This window comes from Streptomyces zingiberis, assembly GCF_012034935.1.
GTDB classification, from domain to species: domain Bacteria; phylum Actinomycetota; class Actinomycetes; order Streptomycetales; family Streptomycetaceae; genus Streptomyces; species Streptomyces zingiberis.
Genome location: NZ_JAATEN010000021.1, coordinates 89,724 through 108,975 on the forward strand (window position 1 = coordinate 89,724; position 19,252 = coordinate 108,975).

The window sequence follows — 19,252 nt, forward strand, 5'->3', positions numbered from 1 at the left end:
CCCACGGACGGATGCGGCGCCGTGCCGGCTTTCCCCTGCCCGAACGTGCGACCAGCCAGGAGAAACGTGATGAGCGGAGAGAACGATCCGGGAGGCGCCCCTTCGGGTGTGTCCCGGCGGAACTTTGTCGGGGGGAGCCTGGCCGCCGCCACCGTGGCGCCGCTGCTGACCGGACAGGCCGGGACGGCGGAAGCCGCCCCGGCGGCCACCGCCGACGGCGTGACGCCGGTGACGGTACGGGCCGCCGTCAACGGCGAGCCGGTCACCCTGCGGCTGGACCCGCGGGCCACGCTCCTGGACACGCTCCGCGAGCGGCTCGACCTCAAGGGCACCAAGAAGGGCTGCGACCGGGGACAGTGCGGTGCCTGCACCGTGCACATCGACGGCCGGCGTGTGCTGTCGTGCCTCACGCTGGCCGCCACGGTGAGCGGCCACCAGATCACCACGATCGAGGGACTGGCCGACGGCGACCGGCTGCACCCCATGCAGGAGGCCTTCGCCCACCACGACGGTCTGCAGTGCGGCTTCTGCACGCCGGGGCAGATCATGTCCGCGGTCGCCATGGTCGACGGCGAAGGCCCCGCCCGCTCGGACGAGGAGATACGTGAGCGCATGTCGGGCAACATCTGCCGGTGCGGCGCCTACCCCCGCATCGTCGACGCCATCCGGGACGCGCAGCAGGTGATGCGCTGATGCGGCCCTACATCTACGCCCGGGCGGGGTCGGTCCGCGAGGCCGTGCGGGACGCCGGGCCGGGCACCGCGTTCCTGGCCGGCGGCACCACCCTGGTGGACCTCATGAAGCTCGAGGTCATGTCACCCGGCCGTGTCGTGGACATCAACCGGCTGCCCCTGGACGGCATCACCCTGGACCACAAGGGTCTGCACATCGGCGCGCTCGCACGGATGAGCGACGTGGCCGCCGCGCCCGCCGTGCGCGAGCACTACCCGATGGTCGCCCAGGCGCTGGAGCTGAGTGCCTCGGCCCAGCTGCGCAACATGGCGAGCATCGGCGGCAACCTGCTCCAGCGCACGCGGTGCGGCTACTTCCGCGACGTCACGACCCCGTGCAACAAGCGTGAGCCGGGCAGCGGATGCTCGGCCCTGGAAGGGATCAACCGCGGCCACGCCGTACTGGGTACCAGCGACGCGTGCATCGCCACCCACCCCAGCGACCTCGCCGTCCCGCTGGTGGCGCTGAGCACCGCCGTGCACCTGGCCTCGGCACGCGGCACGCGCACCGTGCCCCTGGGCACGTTCTACACCCTCCCCGGTGCCACCCCCGAGGTCGAGAACGTGCTGCGGCCGGACGAACTCGTCACCGGGATCACCGTGCCCCGCTCGCCCTGGGCGGCGCACTCCCTGTACGTGAAGATCCGCGACCGGCGGTCGTACGAGTTCGCGCTCGCCTCCGCCGCCGTCGCCCTCCAGCTGCGCGGGCGCACCATCGTGAACGCCCGGATCGCCGCCGGCGGGGTGGGGACCAGGCCGTGGCGGCTGACGGCCGTCGAACGCGCCCTGGCGGGCCGGCCCGCCACCTCCGCGACGTTCGAGGACGCCGTCGCCGGTGCCGCGGACGGAGCCCGGCCACGTGAGCACAACCGGTTCAAGCCCGCGCTGCTGCGCCGCACCCTGGTACGGGCGCTGACCGAGCTGAGCGAGGACCGGTGAGCGGCCGGCGTGGCCCGCTCCGGCCTGACACCGTCGCGTCCGATTCCCGGACGCGGAGGCCGTCGTCGAGTGGCCGCACCGCCATCCCGGGTCCCAGGCCGAGGCCGGGCCGCTCGACCGGCGCACCGTCGTGTGCGTGCTCACCCACGGCCCCACCTTCGACCTGCCGCTCCTGACCGCCGCGCTGCGCATGCCGGTCGCGTGCGTGGGGCCATGGGCTCCCGCCGCACCCACGAGGAACGCCGGGACCGGCTCCGCGACGCCGGTCTCACCAGCGGCGAACGCGACCGCCGGCGCTCTGCCCTCGGCCTCGGCCCCGGGGCCCGTACCCCGCGGGAGACCGCGCTGTCGATCGCCGCGGAGATCGTCGCCCACCGCCACGGCGGCTCGGGGGCACCCCTGAGCACCGGGGTCCCCATCCACCACAGTGCCCCGTCGACCGGCGCACTCGCATCCAGCAGCTGAAGGATTCACCATGTCCCGTTCCCCGGTCGGACGCGAGACCGAGCGCGTCGACGGCAGGCTGAAAGTCACCGGCGCGGCCGAGTACTCCGGTGACTACCGCGCCGCCGGCCTCGCGCACGCGCACCTCGTCACCAGCACCATCGCGCGAGGCACCGTCACCGCGATCGACACGGCGGCCGCGCTGGCCTCACCCGGTGTCCTGCGTGTGTACGCCGCGCCGGACCCCCGCCTGGACCTGCACCCCATCACCGGCCCGCTCGCCGGCTTCGTGGAGAACTACGTCCCCCTGCACGACGCGGAGGTCCGCTTCCACGGCCAGGCCATCGCAATGGTCGTCGCGGAGAGTCCCGAGCAGGCACGCGACGCCGCCGCGAGGGTCACCGCGACCTATGACGTCCGGTCACCGCGCACCTCGATCGCGGACGAGCCCCGCGTGCCGGCCGGCCCCACCATCAGCGGGGCACCGAGCAGCCTCACCGTCCTGGCGCCCGGCGTCGGCTCGATCGACGCCGCGCTCGCCGCCGGCGACGTCGTCGTGGAGACCGAGTGCCACCAGCACATGCAGCACCACGTGGGGATGGAGCCCCACGCCGTTCTCGCCGTCTGGGAAGGCGACCGGGTCACCGTCCACGCCGGCGCGCAGATCCCCGCGGCATACGCCCTCGGGACGGCCCAGCGGCTCGGCGTCCGGCCCCAGAACGTCCGGCTGATCACGAAGTACGTGGGCGGCGGCTTCGGCGCCCGCGTCATCCTGTGGAGCGACACCCCGCTCGCCGCCGCCGCGGCCCGGGAGATCGGCCGCCCGGTCCGGCTCGTCCTCACCCGCGAGCAGATGTTCACCCTCACCGGCCACCGGCCCCAGCTCACGCAGACCGTCCGGCTGGGCGCCTCCCGCGACGGCGTCCTCAACGCCGTCAGCCACCGGAGCGTCTCCGAGCGCCCGACGACCGTCGCCTTCCCCATGACTCCGGCCCACGCCACCACGGACGCGCTCTACCGCACGCCGAACCTGCACGTCGACGCGGAGCTGGCCGTCCTCGACATCCCCGGGAGCCGGGCGATGCGCGGTCCCAACGAGGCCCCCGGGTCCTTCGCCCTGGAGACGGCGATGGACGAGCTGGCCGTCGCCACCGGCGTCGACCCGGTGGAGCTGAGGCTGCGCAACTACGCCGCCACCAGCCCGTCCACGGGCCTGCCCTGGTCGAGCAAGCACCTCGAGGAGTGCTACCGCGTCGGCGCGCGGCGGTTCGGCTGGTCGGCCCGGAGCGCCACGCCCCGCTCCCGCGCCGAGGGGCAGTGGCTGTACGGCACCGGCATGGCCACCGCCATCTACCCGGCGCACCGCCGGGCCGCGAGCGTGCGCGTCCGGCTGCTCGACGACGGGACCGCCGTCGTCTCGACCGGCATCTCGGACCTCGGCACCGGCGGGGCGACCATGGTGGCGATCTCCGGCGCCGACGCCCTGGGGATCCCGCCGGCCCGGGTGACGTCCGAGATCGGCGACAGCCTGCTGCCGCAGGGCGCGCCCGCCGTCGGCTCCAGCGCCACGCACGCCACCGTGCCGCTGGTCGTGAACGCCGCCCGCGACGCGATCGGCGAGCTCAAGCGGCTGGCCGTCACCGACGACAGGTCGCCGTGGCACGGCGCGAGCGCCGGAGACCTGCGCTACGAGCGCGGCATCCTGCACGGCCACGGCCGCTCGATGAGCTTCGGCAGCCTGCTCACCGCCATCGGCTCACCGGACGTCACCACGCTCGCCGAGTCACCCGGCGAGGCCGACCCGGGGTATGTGCACCACAGCTTCGGCGCCCACTTCTGCGAGGTGCGGGTCAACCGGTTCACCGGCGAGACCCACGTCACCCGGTTCACCACGGTCGCGGACGTCGGCCGCGTCATCAACGCCCGGGCCGCCCGGAGCCAGCTCGTCGGCGGCGTCATCTTCGGCATCGGGCACGCCCTGCTGGAGGAGAACCCGCTGGAGCCCGGCACGGGGCGCCTGGCCTCCAGCACCCTCGCCGACTACCTCGTGCCCGTGAACGCCGACGTCCCCGACATCGACGTGCACCTGCTCGGCCGGCCCGACCCCGTCCTCACCGGGCCGCTGGGCGACGGCGGCGAGGACGTCGGGACGAGGAGCCTCGGCGCCCGCGGCCTGGGGGAGATCGGCACGGTGGGCTCGGCGGCCGCGATCGGGAACGCCGTCCACCACGCCACCGGGATCCGGGTGCGCGACGTGCCCATCACCCCCGACAAGCTGATCGAGCACCTGTGATCGGCTACCCGGGCGAGGTGCCCTGAAGGGGCCGGCCATGGAGCCGGTGCCGCCGGTCCGTGAGCCGCCGGTCCGTGAACGCTGCGCCTGGCGGCCCTGGTTACCGTTGCTCCATGGCTGGTACCCCTCGGCGTGTGAGGACCGAACTCGGTGTCTATCTGCGCCGGCGCCGCGAAGCGATCGAACCGGAGTCCTTGGGCCTGGCACGCGGACGGCGGCGCGTCACCGGATTGCGGCGCGAGGAAGTCGCGACCTTCGCCGGAGTGAGCGTCGACTACTACACGCGCCTTGAGCAGGGCCGTGAAGCGAGTCCTTCGCCGCAGCTGCTCAGCGCCTTGTGCCGCGTGTTCCGGCTGAGCGAGGACGAGCGTCTCCATCTTCACCGGCTGGCCGGTGCGGACGCGGCGCAGCAGCGAGCGCCACTGGGCGCGGACGTATCACCCGAGATCCAGGCGCTTCTCGACCGCTGGCCGATGAACCCCGCGTTCGTCTACGACGAGGGGCAGGAGATCCTCGCGGCGAACTCCCTCGGCCGGATGCTTCACCAGGGCTTCTCGCGTACGGACAACTTCGCCCGGATGATGTTCCTCGACCCCTTCGCGAGGGTTTTCTACGTCGAGTGGGAGCGTGTGGCGCGGGCGACCGTGGGCGCACTCCGCCAGGCGTGGGGCAAGGCGTCGGTACGCGCCGGAATCCAGGACCTTGTCGACGGCCTCGCCGACGCCGACGCGGACTTCGCGGAGATGTGGGACGCGCATGTCGTCATCGGCAAGAGCCACAAGACCAAGAGGATTCTGCATCCTGCCGTCGGGCAGCTCACGCTCGAGTACCACGACTTCATCGTCCCAGCGGCGCAGGGCCTGCACCTCCTCGTCTGTGATGCGCCACCAGGAAGTACGACGGAGGAGTCGTTGCGGCTGCTCGGCAGCCTGAGCCCTGACGCCGAGGCGCCCATGCCTTGATCGCGCTTGCGCCGACTGCTCGGCTCCCGCTCTCCGCGGCATGGGGGATTCCCGCGACCGGCACCCGCGCACCGGCGTGGATGTGGACCGGCTCCGCCCGCCACGGTCCCGGGCCCGCCGCCCCGGCGACCACAACGGGCCGTATGACCTGGGCGGCCCGCTGTGATCCGTTCCTCCTCCGAGCCGGGCGGCTCGGGTTCGTTCAGACCGTGACCCGCTCGACGATGTCGTAGTAGGCGTGCAGGTCGAGCCACTCGATGCCGGAGACGACCTTGCCGTCCTTCATGGTCAGGACGTAGAGATATCCGTTGTTGTACGGTTCGCCGTCGCGGGCACGGCCCGTGCTGTCGATGCGGACGATGACGTCGTCGCCGTCGGCCCACAGGCCTCGCGGCGTGATCGCCAGAGGCCCGTCGAGCCGGTCGAAGAGCGCCTTCTCCGCGTTGTCGTGCAGGTCTTGGAGGCCGCCGTACTCACCGGCGACCGGTCCGTGGCCGGCGATCGTCCAGGTCGTGGACTCGGTGAAGATCTCGGTGAAGAACCGCGTGAAATCCTCCGCCCCCGCGGCCAGAGCAGCCTTGACGGCTTCCAGGTTGGATTCCTCCTGAGGGGTGTACCGCATCTGTTGCTCCCTGTAGCAGTGGTTGTCGTGCTGGAGACTTCCGTCCTGATGACGAGAAACCCGGCACACGCAACCTACGGACGCCGCGGCTGTCGGAGGAGGCCGTGTTCTCCCTGGGTGCGGCACACCCCCGCACGCGCGGGGGCGCCCGTCACCTGCGTGACATGCGCGCGGCGGGCGGTTCACGGGCCCGGCTGACGCGTACCCCCACTGCCCGCGGCCGCGTCCGTGAGCCTCAGCGGGCGTCGGGAGCGTCTCCTGTCCGGTGGGGCGGCCCGGTCCCCGGGGCGGAGCCGCCTGCCGCCGCCCGGGTCATCTGCCGCAGCCAGCGGTGTGCGGGGTCGTTGTCCAGGCGGGGATGCCAGAGCATCAGATAGGTCATGCGGTCGATGGCCGCGGGGGCGGGCACGACGTGAAAGGTTCCGGAGGGTCCCGCTCCACCGGCGTCCAGCAGCCTTCTCGGCAGGGTGGCGACGAGTGGCGTCCGGGCGACGGCCTGGAGGGCCGCGTAGTGGTAGGGGACCGTGAGACCGACGGTGCGTTCCACGCCTGCCCGGCGCAGGCTCGCGTCGACGATTCCCTGCATGCCGTGGGAGATGTCGACCACGACGTGGACGGCGCGCAGATAATCGGCGAGGTCGAGCGGGGCATGGCCGGCCGGCGCGTGCTCACGGTCCCTGACGCAGACGAATTCCTCGGTGAACAGCGGCTCGGCGCGCAGGGAGGCCGGCGGTTCGGAGCCGAAGAACGCCAGGTCCATCGCGCCGCGCTGGAGGTCGTCGAAAACACCCTCGTGCCAGGGCCGGTAGTGCAGCCGGGACTGGGGTGAGAGCTGCATGACGGTCCGGAACAGTTCCTCGCCGATCACGGACGCGGCGTAGTCGGTGCCCGTCAGCCGGAAGGTCTCGGCGGCGGTCCCCGGGGAGAAGTCCTCGCGGGTGAAGAGGTCCGCGATCTGCGGCAGCAGCACCGCGAGTTGCTGCTGCAACCGTTCGGCACACGGTGTCCGCCGGTATCCCGAGGGGCTCCGGACCAGCAGGTCGTCGTCGAATGTCTCCCGCAGGCGGCGCAGTGTACGGCTCATCGCGGGCTGGCTCAGATGCACACGCCGGGCGGCGCGGGAGACGTTCCGTTCCTCCAGCAAGGCCATGAGGGGGACGAGCAGGTTGAGATCAAGGCGCTCGATATGCGTCATCCGTATAGTGTGGCATGTCAACTATGCATTGGACTGATATGTGCGGCCGGTGGCAGGGTCCCGGGTATGAAGTCGAATCGGAGAACACGCACGGCGATGGTGTCCTTGGCTCTCGCCGCGGCGATGACGGCGGGCGGTGCGGCGGTGCCCGCGCACGCACATGAAGGCCACCCGCCGGCGGCCGGCGAGGGGCCCCTCCCGGCCGATCCGCACTACGGCCGCGGGTGGCACGAGCTGCCCGGGATCGAGGGCGGCCCGCGGCAGGAGCACAGCGTGGCCGCGCTCGGCGAGAAGATCTATGTGCTGGGCGGCATCGTCCCCGAGGCGGGCGGCGTCACCACGGTCGACCGGGTCGAGGTCTTCGACACCCGCACCCGCCGCTGGTCGGAGGCGGCGCCGCTGCCCGTGCCGATGAACCATCCGAACGTGGCGGCCGTGGACGGCAGGATCTACGTCCTGGGCGGGCTGACGGGCGGCGCTTCGTGGGAGGCAACCGGGGCGAGCTTCGTCTACGACCCGAAGAGGGACCGGTGGTCCTCGCTGCCCCCGGTGCCACGGGAGATGGTGCGCGGCAGCGCCGCGATGGGGGTGAAGGGCCGGACGGTCCACCTCGCCGGCGGCATGCGGACGCTGACCCCGGGGCCCGGCGGTCTGCAGGACACGGTGGACACCGTGTCGGCGTACGACGTGGACAGCGGACGGTGGCGCGACCTGGCCCCGCTGCCGCAGGCCCGCGACCACGTCGGCGGCGCGGTCGTCGGCTCCACGTTCTACGTCCTGGGCGGACGTGACCGGGGGCAGGTCAATGTCCGCGACACCGTGTACGCACTGGACCTGCGCACCGGCCGGTGGGCCGAACGCGCTCCGATGCCGACCGCACGGGGTGGCCTCGCCGCGTCCGCGGTCGGCGGGAAGATCTACACCTTCGGGGGTGAGGGCAACCCGGCCCCGGGATCCAACAGTATTTTCGACGAGGCCGAGGTCTACGACACCGCCCGCGACCGCTGGCAGCGTCTGGCTCCCATGCCGGTGCCGCGCCACGGCACCGCCGCGGCGACCGTCGGCGACACCGTCCACATCCCGGGCGGTGGCACCGCCGCGGGCGGGGCGCCGGTCGCCACCAACGACGCCTACCGCCCCAACGGGCACGGTCACGGGCGCGGGCAGGGGAGCCGGCCATGACCCGGAGCGGGGCCCGGGGGCTCGACGTGGTCTGCCTCGCCTCCGCGGGAGCCGTCCGCGGCGGCGGCCGGGAGGCCCGGGGGCAGCGGATCCCGCGTTCCCGCGCCGTACCGGTGCTCCAGCGGGGGCGGGTGGGCCGAGCCGCGCTGCTCGGCCGGCCCGCCCGGCCCCGCGGGCCGATGATCCTCGGCGCCGTCACCGTGGCGTCCCGGTGCCGGGAAGGGGGGATCGGTGATCCGTGGATACGGAGACCGGCCCGCGATAGGAAGGAACACCCGAGGAGTTACGCCGGTGGAAGAGGTGTTGGTGCATGGTGATCGACCGGTCCGGGATGGCGGAGTTCCTCCGCCGCCGCCGGGAGTCGCTGCAACCCGAGGACGTCGGCCTGCCGCGCGGATCCCGCCGCAGGACCATCGGCCTGCGACGGGAAGAAGTGGCCGTCCTGTGCCACATCTCGACCGATTACTACACGCGGCTGGAGCAGGAACGCGGTCCCCGGCCGTCCGAGCAGATGATCGCCTCCATCGCACAGGGGCTTCACCTCTCCCTCGACGAGCGCGATCACCTGTTCCGGCTGGCCGGGCACACCCCGCCCTTACGCGGCGCGGACAGCGAGCACATCAGCCCCGGCCTGCTGCGCATCCTCGACCGCCTGCACGACACCCCCGCGGAGATCGTCACCGAACTGGGGGAGACACTGCGGCAGACCCCGCTCGCCGTCGCGCTCACCGGGGACCTGACCACCTACAGCGGCCCGGCTCGCAGCCTCGGCTACCGATGGTTCACCGACCCCGCCGCCCGGCAGCTCTACGCCCCCGAAGACCACGCGTTCCTCACGCGGATGTTCGCCTCGCAACTGCGCGGGGTGGCGACGATGCGGGGCCCCGCATCACGCGCCGCGCACTACGCCGGCCTGCTGATCGCCCGGAGTGAAGAGTTCAGGCAGGCGTGGAACAACCATGAGGTCGGCATTCGCCCCAAGGAGGCGAAACGCTTCGTCCACCCCGAGGTCGGCCTGCTGGAACTCACCTGCCAGACCCTGCTCGATCCGCATCAGTCCCACGGGCTCCTGGTCTACACGGCCATTCCCGGCAGTGAGAGCTACGAACGGTTGCAGTTGCTCTCGGTCATAGGATCACCACGGGGGCAAGGAGCACAGACGGCGTAGGCCGCCGCGGCCGCCCTGACGGCCGCGCCGGGCGGGCCCCGGTCCTGGCCTCCGCGGACGCCCCGACCCGGGCCGCCCGTACCGAAACCGCCGGGGAGACGGCCTGGCGGCCGTCGCCCGGTACGCACACGCGGGGTAGCAGTTGAGCCGCCTGCGGACCAGCACCGACGCGGCAGCAGGACCCCGGCCGGCCGCTCATACCGGAACGTCCTCCGGACACGGCGTACCGTTACGGCCCGCTCGCCCTCGCACCAGCTCAGCGCGTCGGACAGCACCGTGCGCCGGCAGCTTCGCCTCTGTCGTTCCGCAGCCGCCTCCCGCCCTCGCCGGCCGGCGTGTGCCACGAGGGAGCGACCACGCGCACTCGGTCGCCCCACAACTCCCTGCCCGGCCCGTCGCGGTCTTGGTGATGGGAGTGGAGAGGTCGGGGCTGTGGCTGTAGAAGATGTCGGCGTCATCGGTGCCGAGATCGCGCAGACTGTGGTCGAGCGAGGCCGGCAGTGACTTGCGGGAGCCGCCCTTGAGGTAGGGACTCGGACCGAGCGGGTTGCCGGCCTCGGTCGATAGGACGAGTTCGTCCCGGCAGGGTGCGAGGTCTCTGCGGAGCACCCTGCCGAAGAACTTCTCGGCGGCGCGCGGCGGCGGGCCAGGTGGAGCCGCTGAACTCGTGCAGTGCACCGTGCCCTTGGCCGGGAGCTCGGGTGTTCCATCCGGTGTGGGTGCCGAGTGGCACGGTCACCGTCGGAGCGCGTACGCCGGCGGTTTCGTTGCCGTCGGCGTCGACGGCCGGGGCCATTACCGTGTACCCGCGGGTGCGGTCGGCGACGGGCGGAACGGCCGAACGGTCCACGGCTTGGCGTGCGTTGGGTTCGTAGGGCAGCAGGGCGGACGGCACGGCGGGGAACCGACATGACCAGGCGTCCATCGTCACCAGGGAGCCGTCGGCGATCGTCGGCACAGCACTGGGAGGCGGCTCCACGCCTTCGCTCACCCACGCGTCGAGGGCGTCCAGGACCGCGCGGAAGAGCGGAGGCGGCGACCACGTTCCGCAGGTGGTTGCAGATCCCCTTCGTCGGAGGGCCCCATCGGATCGGCCACGTGCTGGCTCGACGACCACAGACAGCCCCGTGCGTCGGGTGGGAAGCCCAGAGGCCCGGCCGTCCGTGGTCGTGTGCACCAGCGATCCCCTGCGTTGCAAATACTCCGTCGGGGTCGGGGGTGCAGCACATCGGGATCGCTCGCGCGCTTCATGATCGCGTCCCGCTCGACGGTGGGGTGGTCGACCGACTCGGCGTAGGCGAAGGGGAAGGTGTCGGCCGGTCTGAGGTGGTCCTCGTACTGCTGGCCGCAGGGAACCGTCAGGTTGGTGAAGCGCACGGCGCCGAGCCGGCCGGCGCCCGAGACGTGCGGCAACAGCCTGTCGAGGACCGGGTGCTTCCGGCCGGTCCCGCCATGTGATTAAGTCAGTCGATTGACTTATTGGGTGATCCCGGATTGACTGGGCCTGCAGGTAACGCCGAGTAGCACCCTCAAGGAGGCAGGCGTGAGCGAGATGCGCGAGACGGAGCCGATGAGCTACCCGATTCCGTCTGCGGCGGTCCTGGAGCCGCCAGCGGAGTGGGCGGAGTTGCGGCAGAAGTGCCCGGTCGCGGGGGTGACGTTCCCGAGCGGGGACGCGGCGGTGCTGTTGACCCGGTATGAGGACGTACGGCTGGTGCTGTCGGACCCCAGGTTCACGCGGGAGGGACTGGCCCGGCCCGACGCCGCGCGGATTACGGCGGGCGACGCCGAGGACATCTTCAACAGCCCGATGGCCAGGACGCTGAACGCCGAGGGACATGAGCGCTGGCGCCGGATGGTGGGCAAGTGGTTCACCGCGAAACGGATGGCCTCTCTCAAACCGCGGATGGAGGAGGCCGCCGACCGTCTCGTGGACGCGATGGTCGAACACGGCTCCCCGGCCGACCTGGTCAGCCATCTGGCCTTCCCGCTGCCGGTCTACGTCATCTGCACCATGCTTGGCGTCCCCGAGGAGGACACGGAGCTGTTCAAGGCATGGTCGGACACCTTCCTCAACATGACGAAGTACACGAAGGAGGAGACCAACGCGGCGCACCGCAACTTCGCCTCCTACATGTCGCGGCTCATCGCGGCCAAGCGGGAAGCTCCCGGAGAGGACCTGCTCAGCCAGCTGATGGCCGGAGCGGACAGCGAGGGCGAGCCGATGTCGGAGGCGGGACTGGTCGCGACCGGGCAGGCCCTCCTGCTGGCCGGGCACGAGACCACAGCCGGGTTCATCTCCATGATGGCGGCTCATCTGCTGTCCGACCGCACCCGCTGGCAGCAGCTGGTCGAGAACCCCGCGCTGATCCGCTCCGCGGTCGAGGAGGTGCTGCGCTTCGACCCGAACGGCAGCGGCTTCGGGATGCTGCGGTACGCCCACGAGGATGTCGAACTCTCCGGCGGCACAGTGGCTCGCGGCACGACGGTGGTGTGCAGCATGGCCTCCGCCAACCGCGACGAGCGCGCCTGGGGCGACCCGGCGAGGTTGGACGTGGGGCGTAGCCCCAATCCGCACCTCACCTTCGGCGCCGGAGCCCACTCATGCCTGGGGCAGCCGCTGGCGCGCACCGAGCTGCAAGCCGTCCTCGGAGTCCTGCTGCGCCGTCTGCCGGATCTCCGGCTCGCTTCGGACGCCCAGGAGCTGCGGCGCCACGAAGGCATGCTGACCACCCCGTTGCAGGAGGTGCTGGTGACATGGTGAACGGAACCCAGTCCCGTGCCGACCGCGGCGCCGGTACCCGTGAGGCGATCATGGTGGCGGCCGAGCGGCTCTACGCCGAACACGGCCTGTCCAACGTCTCGAACCGGCAGATCGGCGAAGCCGCCGGTCAGGGCAACAACACCGCTGTCAGTTACCACTTCGGCACCAAGACCTCACTCGTGCGCGCCATCATGACCAAGCACGGCCTGCTCATCGACGCCCTCCGCCAGCGGCACGTGGAAGCGGTGGGGGACAGTGAAGAGGTACGGGACTGGGTGCGCTGCCTGGTGCGGCCGATTCCGGAACATCTGAGCACGCTGGGGACGCCTTCCTGGCAGGCCAGGTTCGCAGTGCAGGTGATGACCGACCCACTGATGCGAGCCCTGGTGACCGATGAGTCCCTCACCCGTGACAGCCTGCGCCACACCCTCCGGGGGCTCGGCCGGTGCCTGCGCGGCACTGTTCCCGACGGCGTGCGGCGCGAACGCGGCGAGATGGCCCGCCATCTGATCACTCATACCTGCGCGGAACGGGAACGCGCTCTGGCCGAAGGCACCAGCCAACCCGGCGCGTCCTGGGAACGCACCGCCGACGCGCTGGAGGACGCGCTGGTGGGCCTTCTCACCGCGCCCACCTTCCGCCGCTGAACGACCACCCGCAACAGACCCGACACGACAAAGGAGACCTCGCTGTGAAGATCACCGTTGACGAGGAGAAGTGCTGCGGCGCCGGCCAGTGCGTGCTGATCGCACCGGAAGTGTTCGACCAGCGCGACGACGACGGCATCGTCAGCCTCCTCGACGCCACGCCCCCGGCCGACCAGTACGACGTGGTCCGCGAGTCGGCCAGCGTATGCCCCGCCGCAGCCATCGTCGTCAGCGAGGACGCGTGAGCGTGCCGTCGGACGTCTTGGTCGTCGGCGCGAGCGCCGCCGGACTCGCCGTCGTGGAGAGTCTGCGCCGCAAGGGCTACCGCGGCCGGATCACCCTGCTCGGTGAGGAATCCGGTGCACCCTATGACCGGCCCCCGCTGTCCAAGCAGGTTCTGGCCGGAAGCTGGGACGCCGAGCGCACGCACCTGCGCGCGCCCGCCGTCCTGGAGGCGCTGGAAACGCGGTTCGTCTTCGGCGAGCGGGCTGTGTCCCTCGACGTGGCGGCGCGCACCGTGCGGACTGCGAGTGGACGGGAGCTGGGCGCGCAGGCCGTCGTCCTGGCCACCGGACTCCACCCACGCCGCCTTCCGGGGCTGTCCGGCACCGGGGGCGTTTACGTCCTGCGGACCCTGGACGACGCGGTCCGGCTCCGCGAGGAGCTGCTGCGGGCCGAGCAGACCGTGGTCATCGGGGACGGGGTGCTCGGCGCCGAGATCGCCGCGACAGCCCGCGAAACGGGCCAGGACGTGACGCTCACCGGACCGCAGGCAGCCCCGATGGAGATGCAGCTGGGCGCAGACATCGCCGAACGGCTCGCCGCCTTGCATATCGGGCACGGGGTACGGCTGCGCCCGCACACCCTGGTCCAGGAAGTCACGAGCTCCCAAGGGCGTATCACCGGCGTCCGCACCGCCGGGGGCGAGATCCTTCCGGCCGGCCTCGTCGTCGAGGCGGTCGGCGGCGTCCCCGCGACCGACTGGCTGGCCGGCAGTGGGCTGGCCCTGGAGGACGGCGTCGTGTGCGACTCCCACTGCCGTGCCGCCGAGGGCGTCTACGCCGCCGGGGACGTGGCCCGATTCCACCACCAGGCCCTTGGCCGCTCACTGCGACTGGAGAACCGCACCAACGCCACCGAGCAGGCGCAGACCGTCGCGGCGAACATCCTGGGGGAGAGCCGCGCCTACACCCCCGTCCCCTACTTCTGGACCGACCAACTCGGCGTCAGGATCCAGGTTTACGGGCTGCCCACCCCCACCGCCACGGTGCACATCGCCGAAGGCGACGTTCAGGAGGGCCGGTTCGTCGCCCGCTATGAGGAGGCGGGCCGTCCCGTGGCGGTCCTTGGCTGGAACATGCCCAAGCACGCCCGCCTGCAGCGCCAGTCCCTCCTGCCCCTGTACACCTCCGCACCCCACCCCGAACCTGCTACCGCCATGCGGTGACACCAGCCCCCTGCCGCGCCCGGGAGGATCGTCCGACGGTGCGCGGCATCACCTCCATAACGACGGAACAGCACCATGACCACCCTCAGACCTGTCGTCCACCCGGGCAGGAGCATCTCCGTGCTGGCGGCCGCCGGCATCGTCGCCGCCCTCATGCAGACTCTCGTCGTACCGCTGATCGGCAGTCTGCCCACCCTGCTGAACACCACCGCCTCCAACGCTTCCTGGGCGGTCACGGCCACGCTCCTGGCCGGCGCCGTGACCACCCCCGTCAGCGGACGGCTCGGAGACCTGTACGGCAAGCGCAGGATCCTGCTGGCCTGCTGTGTGCCGCTGGTCGTGGGGTCGGTCGTGTGCGCGCTGGCCGACTCGCTGATCCCGATGGTCGTGGGCCGCGCCCTGCAAGGCGTTGGCATGGGCATCGTTGCCCTCGGCATCAGCGCCCTGCGCGACATCATGCCCCCGGAACGCCTGGGTTCCTCGATCGCCCTCATCAGCTCGTCGCTCGGCATCGGTGGCGCACTCGGCCTGCCGTTCGCCGCGGCGGTCGCCGAGGGCGCCGACTGGCGCATCCTGTTCTGGGTCTCCGCAGCGCTCAGCGCCGTCGTCGGCGTGCTCATCTACCTGGTCATCCCCGCCACTCCCGCCCAGAAGGAGCGGACAGCCAGGTTCGACCTGCTCGGCGCCCTGGGGTTGGGCACCGGTCTGATCTGTCTGCTGCTGGGTGTCTCCAAGGGCGCCGACTGGGGATGGGGCAGCGCCACTACCCTCGTCCTCCTGATCCTTTCGCCGGTGATCCTGCTGGTCTGGGGCTGGTGGGAGCTCCACACACCCTCGCCGCTGGTCGACCTCCGCGTCACCGCGCGCCCGCTGGTGCTGGTGACCAACGCCGCCTCCTTCGTGGTGGCCTTCTCCATGTACGCCGCCGCGCTGCTGGTGCCCCAGCTGTTGCAGCTGCCCGAGAGGACCGGCTACGGCCTGGGCCAGTCCATGCTGGCCGCCGGCCTGTGGATGGCCCCCTCGGGGCTGATGATGATGGTTGTCTCCCCCCTCGGCGCGAAACTTTCCACCGCCCGGTCCCCGAAGACGACCCTCTTCGTGGGAAGCCTGGTCATCGCCCTCGGCTACGGCTCCTCGCTGCTGCTGATGGGCTCGACCTGGGGGCTGCTCATCGTCACCTGCGTTTGCAACACCGGTGTAGCCCTCGCCTACGGGGCCATGCCCGCCCTCATCATGGGCGGCGTCCCGCAGTCCGAGACGGCGTCCGCGAACAGCTTCAACACCCTTCTGCGCTCGGTGGGCACCTCCGTCGCCGCCGCGGTCGTCGGCATCATTCTGGCCCAGATGACACAGGGAGCGGGCGCGCAGCCGGTTCCCAGTGAGAGCGGGTTCCGCACCGGACTGTTGCTCGGATGCGTCGTCGCCCTGGCCGCAGCCGCGATCACCCTGGCCATCCCTTACCGCAAACCGGCCGCGAACCGGCCCGGCACCGGCGACGACGCCACCAGTCCGACCGGCTCCGCGCCGGTCCCGAAGGCGACCGCCGCAGCCGCCGCTCCGGGCGCCCGGCCCGCGGACACACCGGCGACACGGGGGACGTCCACCGACTGACCCGGTCACCAACACCCCCAGGCACCTTCAACCGAAGACCCCACAGACCGACGGAGAGACCCATGACGCACACGCCCGCCGCGCCCGAAGCCGACAGCCTGGGCCTGCCCGTCTTCCCCGAACCCCGTTCCTCCGCCTGCCCCTTCGCACCCTCACCCGACATGCGGGCCCTGTCCGACCATGGGCCGCTCACCCGTGTCCGCTCCTGGGGAGACAGCACTCCCTGGGTCGTGACCGGGCACGCGGAGCAGAAGGCACTGCTCTCCGACCCGCGGCTGAGCGCGCAGTTCACCCAGCCGGGCTTTCCGAGCCCCGTGGATCCCTCACACGCCCACGCCGGCGCCGCCGACCTGAGCTTCATCGGCATGGACGACCCCGAACACGCGCGGCTGCGCCGCATGGTCAGCGGCGCCTTCACCATCAAACGCGTCGAAGCGATGCGCCCCCGCGTCCAGAAGATGACCGACGAGTTCATCGACGCCCTGCTGGAGGGCCCCCGACCCGCGGACCTCGTCCAGGACCTCGCTTTGCCGATCCCGTCCCTGGTCATCTCCGAACTGCTCGGCGTTCCCTACCAGGACCACGAGTTCTTCCAGAGCAACAGCAAGACCATCGTCTCCGCAGTCGCCACCCCCCAGGACCGGCACACGGCCCACACCAACCTCGCCGCCTACCTCGACGACCTCGTCGGCCGCAAACTCAAGGAGCCCGGCGACGACCTCCTCTCCAGCCTCTGCGCCCAGATCGAGGCCGGAGAACTCACCCGCCGCGAGTCCGTCACCATGGGCGTCCTGCTTCTCCTCGGCGGACACGAGACCACCGCCAACATGATCAGCCTCGGAACCCTCCTGCTCCTGCAACACCCCGACCAGCTCGCGGTCATCCGGGACACGGACAATCCCGCCGTCATCCGTGACGCCGTCGAGGAACTCCTGCGCTACCTCTCCATCGCTCATCTCGGCCGCCGTCGCACCGCGCTGGAGGACATCGACATCGCCGGCCACACCATTCGCGGCGGAGAAGGCGTCATCCTCCTCGGCGAACTCGCCAACCGCGACCCGGCCGTCTTTCCCGACCCCGACCGTCTCGACATCACCCGCAATGCACGCCGGCACCAGGCATTCGGCGCCGGAACCCACCACTGCGTCGGCCAGCCCCTGGCTCGCATGGAACTCCAGGTCGTCTACCACACCCTGTTCCGCCGCATCCCCACCCTCCGGACCGTCGATGACCTCAACACCATCCCCTTCAAATACGACGCCGTCATCTACGGCCTCCACGCCCTGCCCGTCACCTGGTAACCGGCGGGCAGAGGAGTCTGTGAACTTTCCCGAACCCGAAAACGCGCCAGCTACTTGACACGGGACACACAGGCGATCCGGCCCGGAAATGCTCCGGAACTGCTGGTCGGAGCTGGGACACCGGTGGACATATCGGGAGTGAGGCGGCAATTCGGCGTGCTGTCCGCCCGGACACCGAGGAGGGCGCCTGACCTGCATCCGTCCTGGTCAGGCGCCCTCCGTCGACTCTCTAGAAGAAGCTCAGCTTCTTCGGGGAGTACGACACCAGGATTCTTCGTCTGCTGACGGTACATCGCGCTTGGCGCGTTGACCAGGGAAAACGGAGGCGGGGTGGGGGACGGGCGGAGCATTGGCCCGCGTATGGTCCGGATCTTGGTCCTGATCGAGGGGGTGGGCCTGCGGCCCTGGGGGATAGGCCTGCACGAAGGTGCACCAGACGCCTCGCTTGCCCTGTCGGCACCGCTTCTGGCGGCCTGGCTCCGAAGGCTTGGCCGGAGCGGCCTCGCTTCCGGCTCACCTCCGCTCGCGCGGAGAGGGCAAGCGTCGCCGCCGTCTACGGCGTCGTCCTCATCACCGGTGAGGAGCCGTCGTGGGAGGTCCCGTACATCCGTGACTGCGTGATCGTGCCCGACCCGACGGACCAGGCGGCGCTGTCCGCAGCGGGCCGGACGCTGGCCGATCGTCACGATGTCGCCGGGGTGTTCACCTGGACGGAGTGGTACCTCGTCCCGGTCGCCCGCCTCGCACGCGAACTCGGCCTGCCCACTGTGTCACCGGACACGATGCGGGCCTGCCGCGACAAGGCCGCCGCAAGGCGCCTGTTCGCCCGCCACGGCGTGCCCTCGGCCGTGTCGGTGAGTGTCCGTACCGCCGAGGAGGCACATGCCGCTGCCGAGCGCATCGGCTACCCGGTCGTCGTGAAACCTGCTGCTCACGCGGCCAGCATCGGCGTGATCCGCGCCGACACCCCCGCTCAGCTCGCGACGGCCTACTCGTCCGCCGGCCGGGCCGCGGCCCGGGGACTGGAAAGCACCGACGTGCTGATCGAGGAGTACCTCGACGGCCCCGAGATCTCCGTCGAGTCCGTCACCTACCGCGGCGAGACCACCGTCGTCGCCATCACCCGCAAGACCGTCAGCGAGCCTCCGCACTTCGAGGAAATCGCGCACTCCGTCGACGCCGCGGACCCCCTCCTCGCCCACGTCGCTCCCACCGCACGGCACGCCCTCCGAGCCCTGGGCGTCACGGAGGGCGTCAGCCACGTCGAGATGCGCCTCGTCGACGGACGGCCCCGGCTCATCGAGGTCAACGGACGACTGGCCGGAGACATGATCGGCCACCTGGTCCGCCTGGCCACCGGCATCGACCTGCCGCGCGCCGCGGCCGACATCGCTTGCGGCCACGCCCCCGACCTCACCCGCCCCAGGTCCTTCGCTGCCTCGATCCGGCTGATCTACCCCGAGACCTCAGGCACGCTCACCGACCTCCGTTTCGACGGCCCGGACCCCACCTGGCCGGACCGGTTCCACTTCCAGCACCACCCCGGTGCCCGGCTCGTCCTGCCCGCGGACGGCGGCGACATGTTCACCGCCCGGATCGGCTACCTCATCACCACCGGCCCCACCACCGAGACCGCCACCACCCGCGCCGTCCCACGGCAGGCCGGCCCGGAGGGCTCACGACCTCTCAGCGCCGCCACACCCCCTACCGGCCGATCCCGTTCATACAGCGGCATCTGCCGCTTCAATTTGGGCCTCGGGCCGTACCGCGCACCCGTGTTGATGGCCCGTTGCCGTCGTTGACGGAGGGCTGGCCGGCGGACAAGCTCATACCGGGTTACGGCAGTGCACCTCGGATCTGGCAACTGAGGGGATCGCTGATGCGGAAGTTCACCATGTTGGGCAAGCGCAAGGCGGTGCTCGGCATGATCGGGACTGTCGTTCTGG

General features: G+C 71.4%; 15 protein-coding genes and 3 pseudogenes. 14 read left to right on the forward strand and 4 right to left on the reverse strand.

The genetic code is table 11. The annotated features are described in order from the left end of the window. The first annotated feature begins 69 nt into the window (after positions 1 to 69). From HCK00_RS22105 to HCK00_RS22125, 5 genes and pseudogenes are all read left to right on the forward strand, one after another. Positions 70 to 693 (forward strand): (2Fe-2S)-binding protein, encoded by a 624-nt coding sequence (locus HCK00_RS22105; RefSeq protein WP_168103771.1) that lies wholly within the window; start codon positions 70 to 72, stop codon positions 691 to 693. After that, positions 693 to 1,670 carry an FAD binding domain-containing protein gene (locus HCK00_RS22110; protein ID WP_168103772.1) on the forward strand — a complete coding sequence of 326 codons (978 nt, stop codon included), beginning with the start codon at positions 693 to 695 and terminating at the stop codon, positions 1,668 to 1,670. The genes HCK00_RS22105 and HCK00_RS22110 overlap by 1 nt, the downstream gene beginning before the upstream one ends. Before the next feature lie 34 nt (positions 1,671 to 1,704). Beyond that, positions 1,705 to 2,135 (forward strand): annotated as a pseudogene (locus HCK00_RS22115) (XdhC family protein); the annotation flags it as partial. A 10-nt stretch (positions 2,136 to 2,145) separates the two neighbouring features. After that, positions 2,146 to 4,407: a xanthine dehydrogenase family protein molybdopterin-binding subunit gene (locus HCK00_RS22120; RefSeq protein WP_168103773.1), complete on the forward strand. Its 2,262-nt coding sequence runs from the start codon at positions 2,146 to 2,148 to the stop codon at positions 4,405 to 4,407. A gap of 113 nt (positions 4,408 to 4,520) precedes the next feature. Next, on the forward strand, positions 4,521 to 5,369 hold the full coding sequence (locus HCK00_RS22125; protein WP_168103774.1) for a helix-turn-helix transcriptional regulator: 849 nt from the start codon (positions 4,521 to 4,523) through the stop codon (positions 5,367 to 5,369). Between the two features lie 202 nt (positions 5,370 to 5,571). Here HCK00_RS22125 and HCK00_RS22130 read toward each other — a convergent pair whose 3' ends face one another. After that, complete coding sequence (locus HCK00_RS22130; protein WP_168103775.1) at positions 5,572 to 5,991, reverse strand: nuclear transport factor 2 family protein; 420 nt, start codon at positions 5,989 to 5,991, stop codon at positions 5,572 to 5,574. A 235-nt stretch (positions 5,992 to 6,226) separates the two neighbouring features. After that, entirely contained in the window at positions 6,227 to 7,186 is a 960-nt protein-coding gene (locus HCK00_RS22135) for a LysR family transcriptional regulator (RefSeq protein WP_168103776.1), read from the reverse strand. A gap of 66 nt (positions 7,187 to 7,252) precedes the next feature. Between HCK00_RS22135 and HCK00_RS22140 the strand changes: the two genes are divergently transcribed. Both HCK00_RS22140 and HCK00_RS22145 read left to right on the forward strand, forming a co-directional pair. After that, the gene (locus HCK00_RS22140) at positions 7,253 to 8,368 is read left to right on the forward strand and encodes a Kelch repeat-containing protein (protein ID WP_168103777.1); all 1,116 of its coding nucleotides are present in this window, start codon (positions 7,253 to 7,255) and stop codon (positions 8,366 to 8,368) included. A gap of 310 nt (positions 8,369 to 8,678) precedes the next feature. Beyond that, positions 8,679 to 9,536 (forward strand): helix-turn-helix transcriptional regulator, encoded by an 858-nt coding sequence (locus HCK00_RS22145; protein ID WP_206320725.1) that lies wholly within the window; start codon positions 8,679 to 8,681, stop codon positions 9,534 to 9,536. Between the two features lie 195 nt (positions 9,537 to 9,731). Here the strand turns inward: HCK00_RS22145 and HCK00_RS28765 are convergent, their stop codons facing one another. Both HCK00_RS28765 and HCK00_RS28770 read right to left on the reverse strand, forming a co-directional pair. After that, positions 9,732 to 10,214, reverse strand: a complete 483-nt coding sequence (locus HCK00_RS28765; protein WP_375781995.1) for an aldo/keto reductase — start codon at positions 10,212 to 10,214, stop codon at positions 9,732 to 9,734. 16 nt (positions 10,215 to 10,230) lie between these two features. Continuing rightward, positions 10,231 to 10,713, reverse strand: a pseudogene (locus HCK00_RS28770) (alpha/beta hydrolase domain-containing protein); the annotation flags it as partial. A 375-nt stretch (positions 10,714 to 11,088) separates the two neighbouring features. On the opposite strand from HCK00_RS28770, the gene HCK00_RS22155 reads away from it, so the two are divergent. The 7 genes and pseudogenes from HCK00_RS22155 to HCK00_RS22185 all read left to right on the forward strand — a co-directional run. Then, positions 11,089 to 12,300, forward strand: a complete 1,212-nt coding sequence (locus HCK00_RS22155; RefSeq protein ID WP_168103807.1) for a cytochrome P450 — start codon at positions 11,089 to 11,091, stop codon at positions 12,298 to 12,300. Beyond that, on the forward strand, positions 12,294 to 12,947 hold the full coding sequence (locus tag HCK00_RS22160) for a TetR/AcrR family transcriptional regulator (RefSeq protein ID WP_168103778.1): 654 nt from the start codon (positions 12,294 to 12,296) through the stop codon (positions 12,945 to 12,947). Before HCK00_RS22155 ends, HCK00_RS22160 begins: the two co-directional genes overlap by 7 nt. A 44-nt stretch (positions 12,948 to 12,991) precedes the next feature. Beyond that, the gene (locus tag HCK00_RS22165) at positions 12,992 to 13,192 is read left to right on the forward strand and encodes a ferredoxin (protein WP_168103779.1); all 201 of its coding nucleotides are present in this window, start codon (positions 12,992 to 12,994) and stop codon (positions 13,190 to 13,192) included. Continuing rightward, a complete protein-coding gene (locus HCK00_RS22170; RefSeq protein WP_168103780.1) occupies positions 13,189 to 14,394 on the forward strand; it encodes an NAD(P)/FAD-dependent oxidoreductase in 1,206 nt (401 codons plus the stop codon). The genes HCK00_RS22165 and HCK00_RS22170 overlap by 4 nt, the downstream gene beginning before the upstream one ends. 75 nt (positions 14,395 to 14,469) lie before the next feature. Then, complete coding sequence (locus HCK00_RS22175) at positions 14,470 to 16,005, forward strand: MFS transporter (protein WP_168103781.1); 1,536 nt, start codon at positions 14,470 to 14,472, stop codon at positions 16,003 to 16,005. Between the two features lie 62 nt (positions 16,006 to 16,067). Next, positions 16,068 to 17,306 carry a cytochrome P450 gene (locus tag HCK00_RS22180; protein ID WP_168103782.1) on the forward strand — a complete coding sequence of 413 codons (1,239 nt, stop codon included), beginning with the start codon at positions 16,068 to 16,070 and terminating at the stop codon, positions 17,304 to 17,306. A 539-nt stretch (positions 17,307 to 17,845) separates the two neighbouring features. Then, positions 17,846 to 18,955, forward strand: a pseudogene (locus tag HCK00_RS22185) (ATP-grasp domain-containing protein); the annotation flags it as partial. Positions 18,956 to 19,252: the final 297 nt, after the last annotated feature.

Bases quoted from the DNA above. Each gene is read 5' to 3' on its own strand.
- HCK00_RS22105 (WP_168103771.1), top strand. From the start codon at position 70: ATGAGCGGAGAGAACGATCCGGGAGGCGCCCCTTCGGGTGTGTCCCGG.
- HCK00_RS22110 (WP_168103772.1), top strand. From the start codon at position 693: ATGCGGCCCTACATCTACGCCCGGGCGGGGTCGGTCCGCGAGGCCGTG.
- HCK00_RS22120 (WP_168103773.1), top strand. From the start codon at position 2,146: ATGTCCCGTTCCCCGGTCGGACGCGAGACCGAGCGCGTCGACGGCAGG.
- HCK00_RS22125 (WP_168103774.1), top strand. From the start codon at position 4,521: ATGGCTGGTACCCCTCGGCGTGTGAGGACCGAACTCGGTGTCTATCTG.
- HCK00_RS22130 (WP_168103775.1), bottom strand. From the start codon at position 5,991: ATGCGGTACACCCCTCAGGAGGAATCCAACCTGGAAGCCGTCAAGGCT.
- HCK00_RS22135 (WP_168103776.1), bottom strand. From the start codon at position 7,186: ATGACGCATATCGAGCGCCTTGATCTCAACCTGCTCGTCCCCCTCATG.
- HCK00_RS22140 (WP_168103777.1), top strand. From the start codon at position 7,253: ATGAAGTCGAATCGGAGAACACGCACGGCGATGGTGTCCTTGGCTCTC.
- HCK00_RS22145 (WP_206320725.1), top strand. From the start codon at position 8,679: ATGGTGATCGACCGGTCCGGGATGGCGGAGTTCCTCCGCCGCCGCCGG.
- HCK00_RS22155 (WP_168103807.1), top strand. From the start codon at position 11,089: ATGCGCGAGACGGAGCCGATGAGCTACCCGATTCCGTCTGCGGCGGTC.
- HCK00_RS22160 (WP_168103778.1), top strand. From the start codon at position 12,294: ATGGTGAACGGAACCCAGTCCCGTGCCGACCGCGGCGCCGGTACCCGT.
- HCK00_RS22175 (WP_168103781.1), top strand. From the start codon at position 14,470: ATGACCACCCTCAGACCTGTCGTCCACCCGGGCAGGAGCATCTCCGTG.
- HCK00_RS22180 (WP_168103782.1), top strand. From the start codon at position 16,068: ATGACGCACACGCCCGCCGCGCCCGAAGCCGACAGCCTGGGCCTGCCC.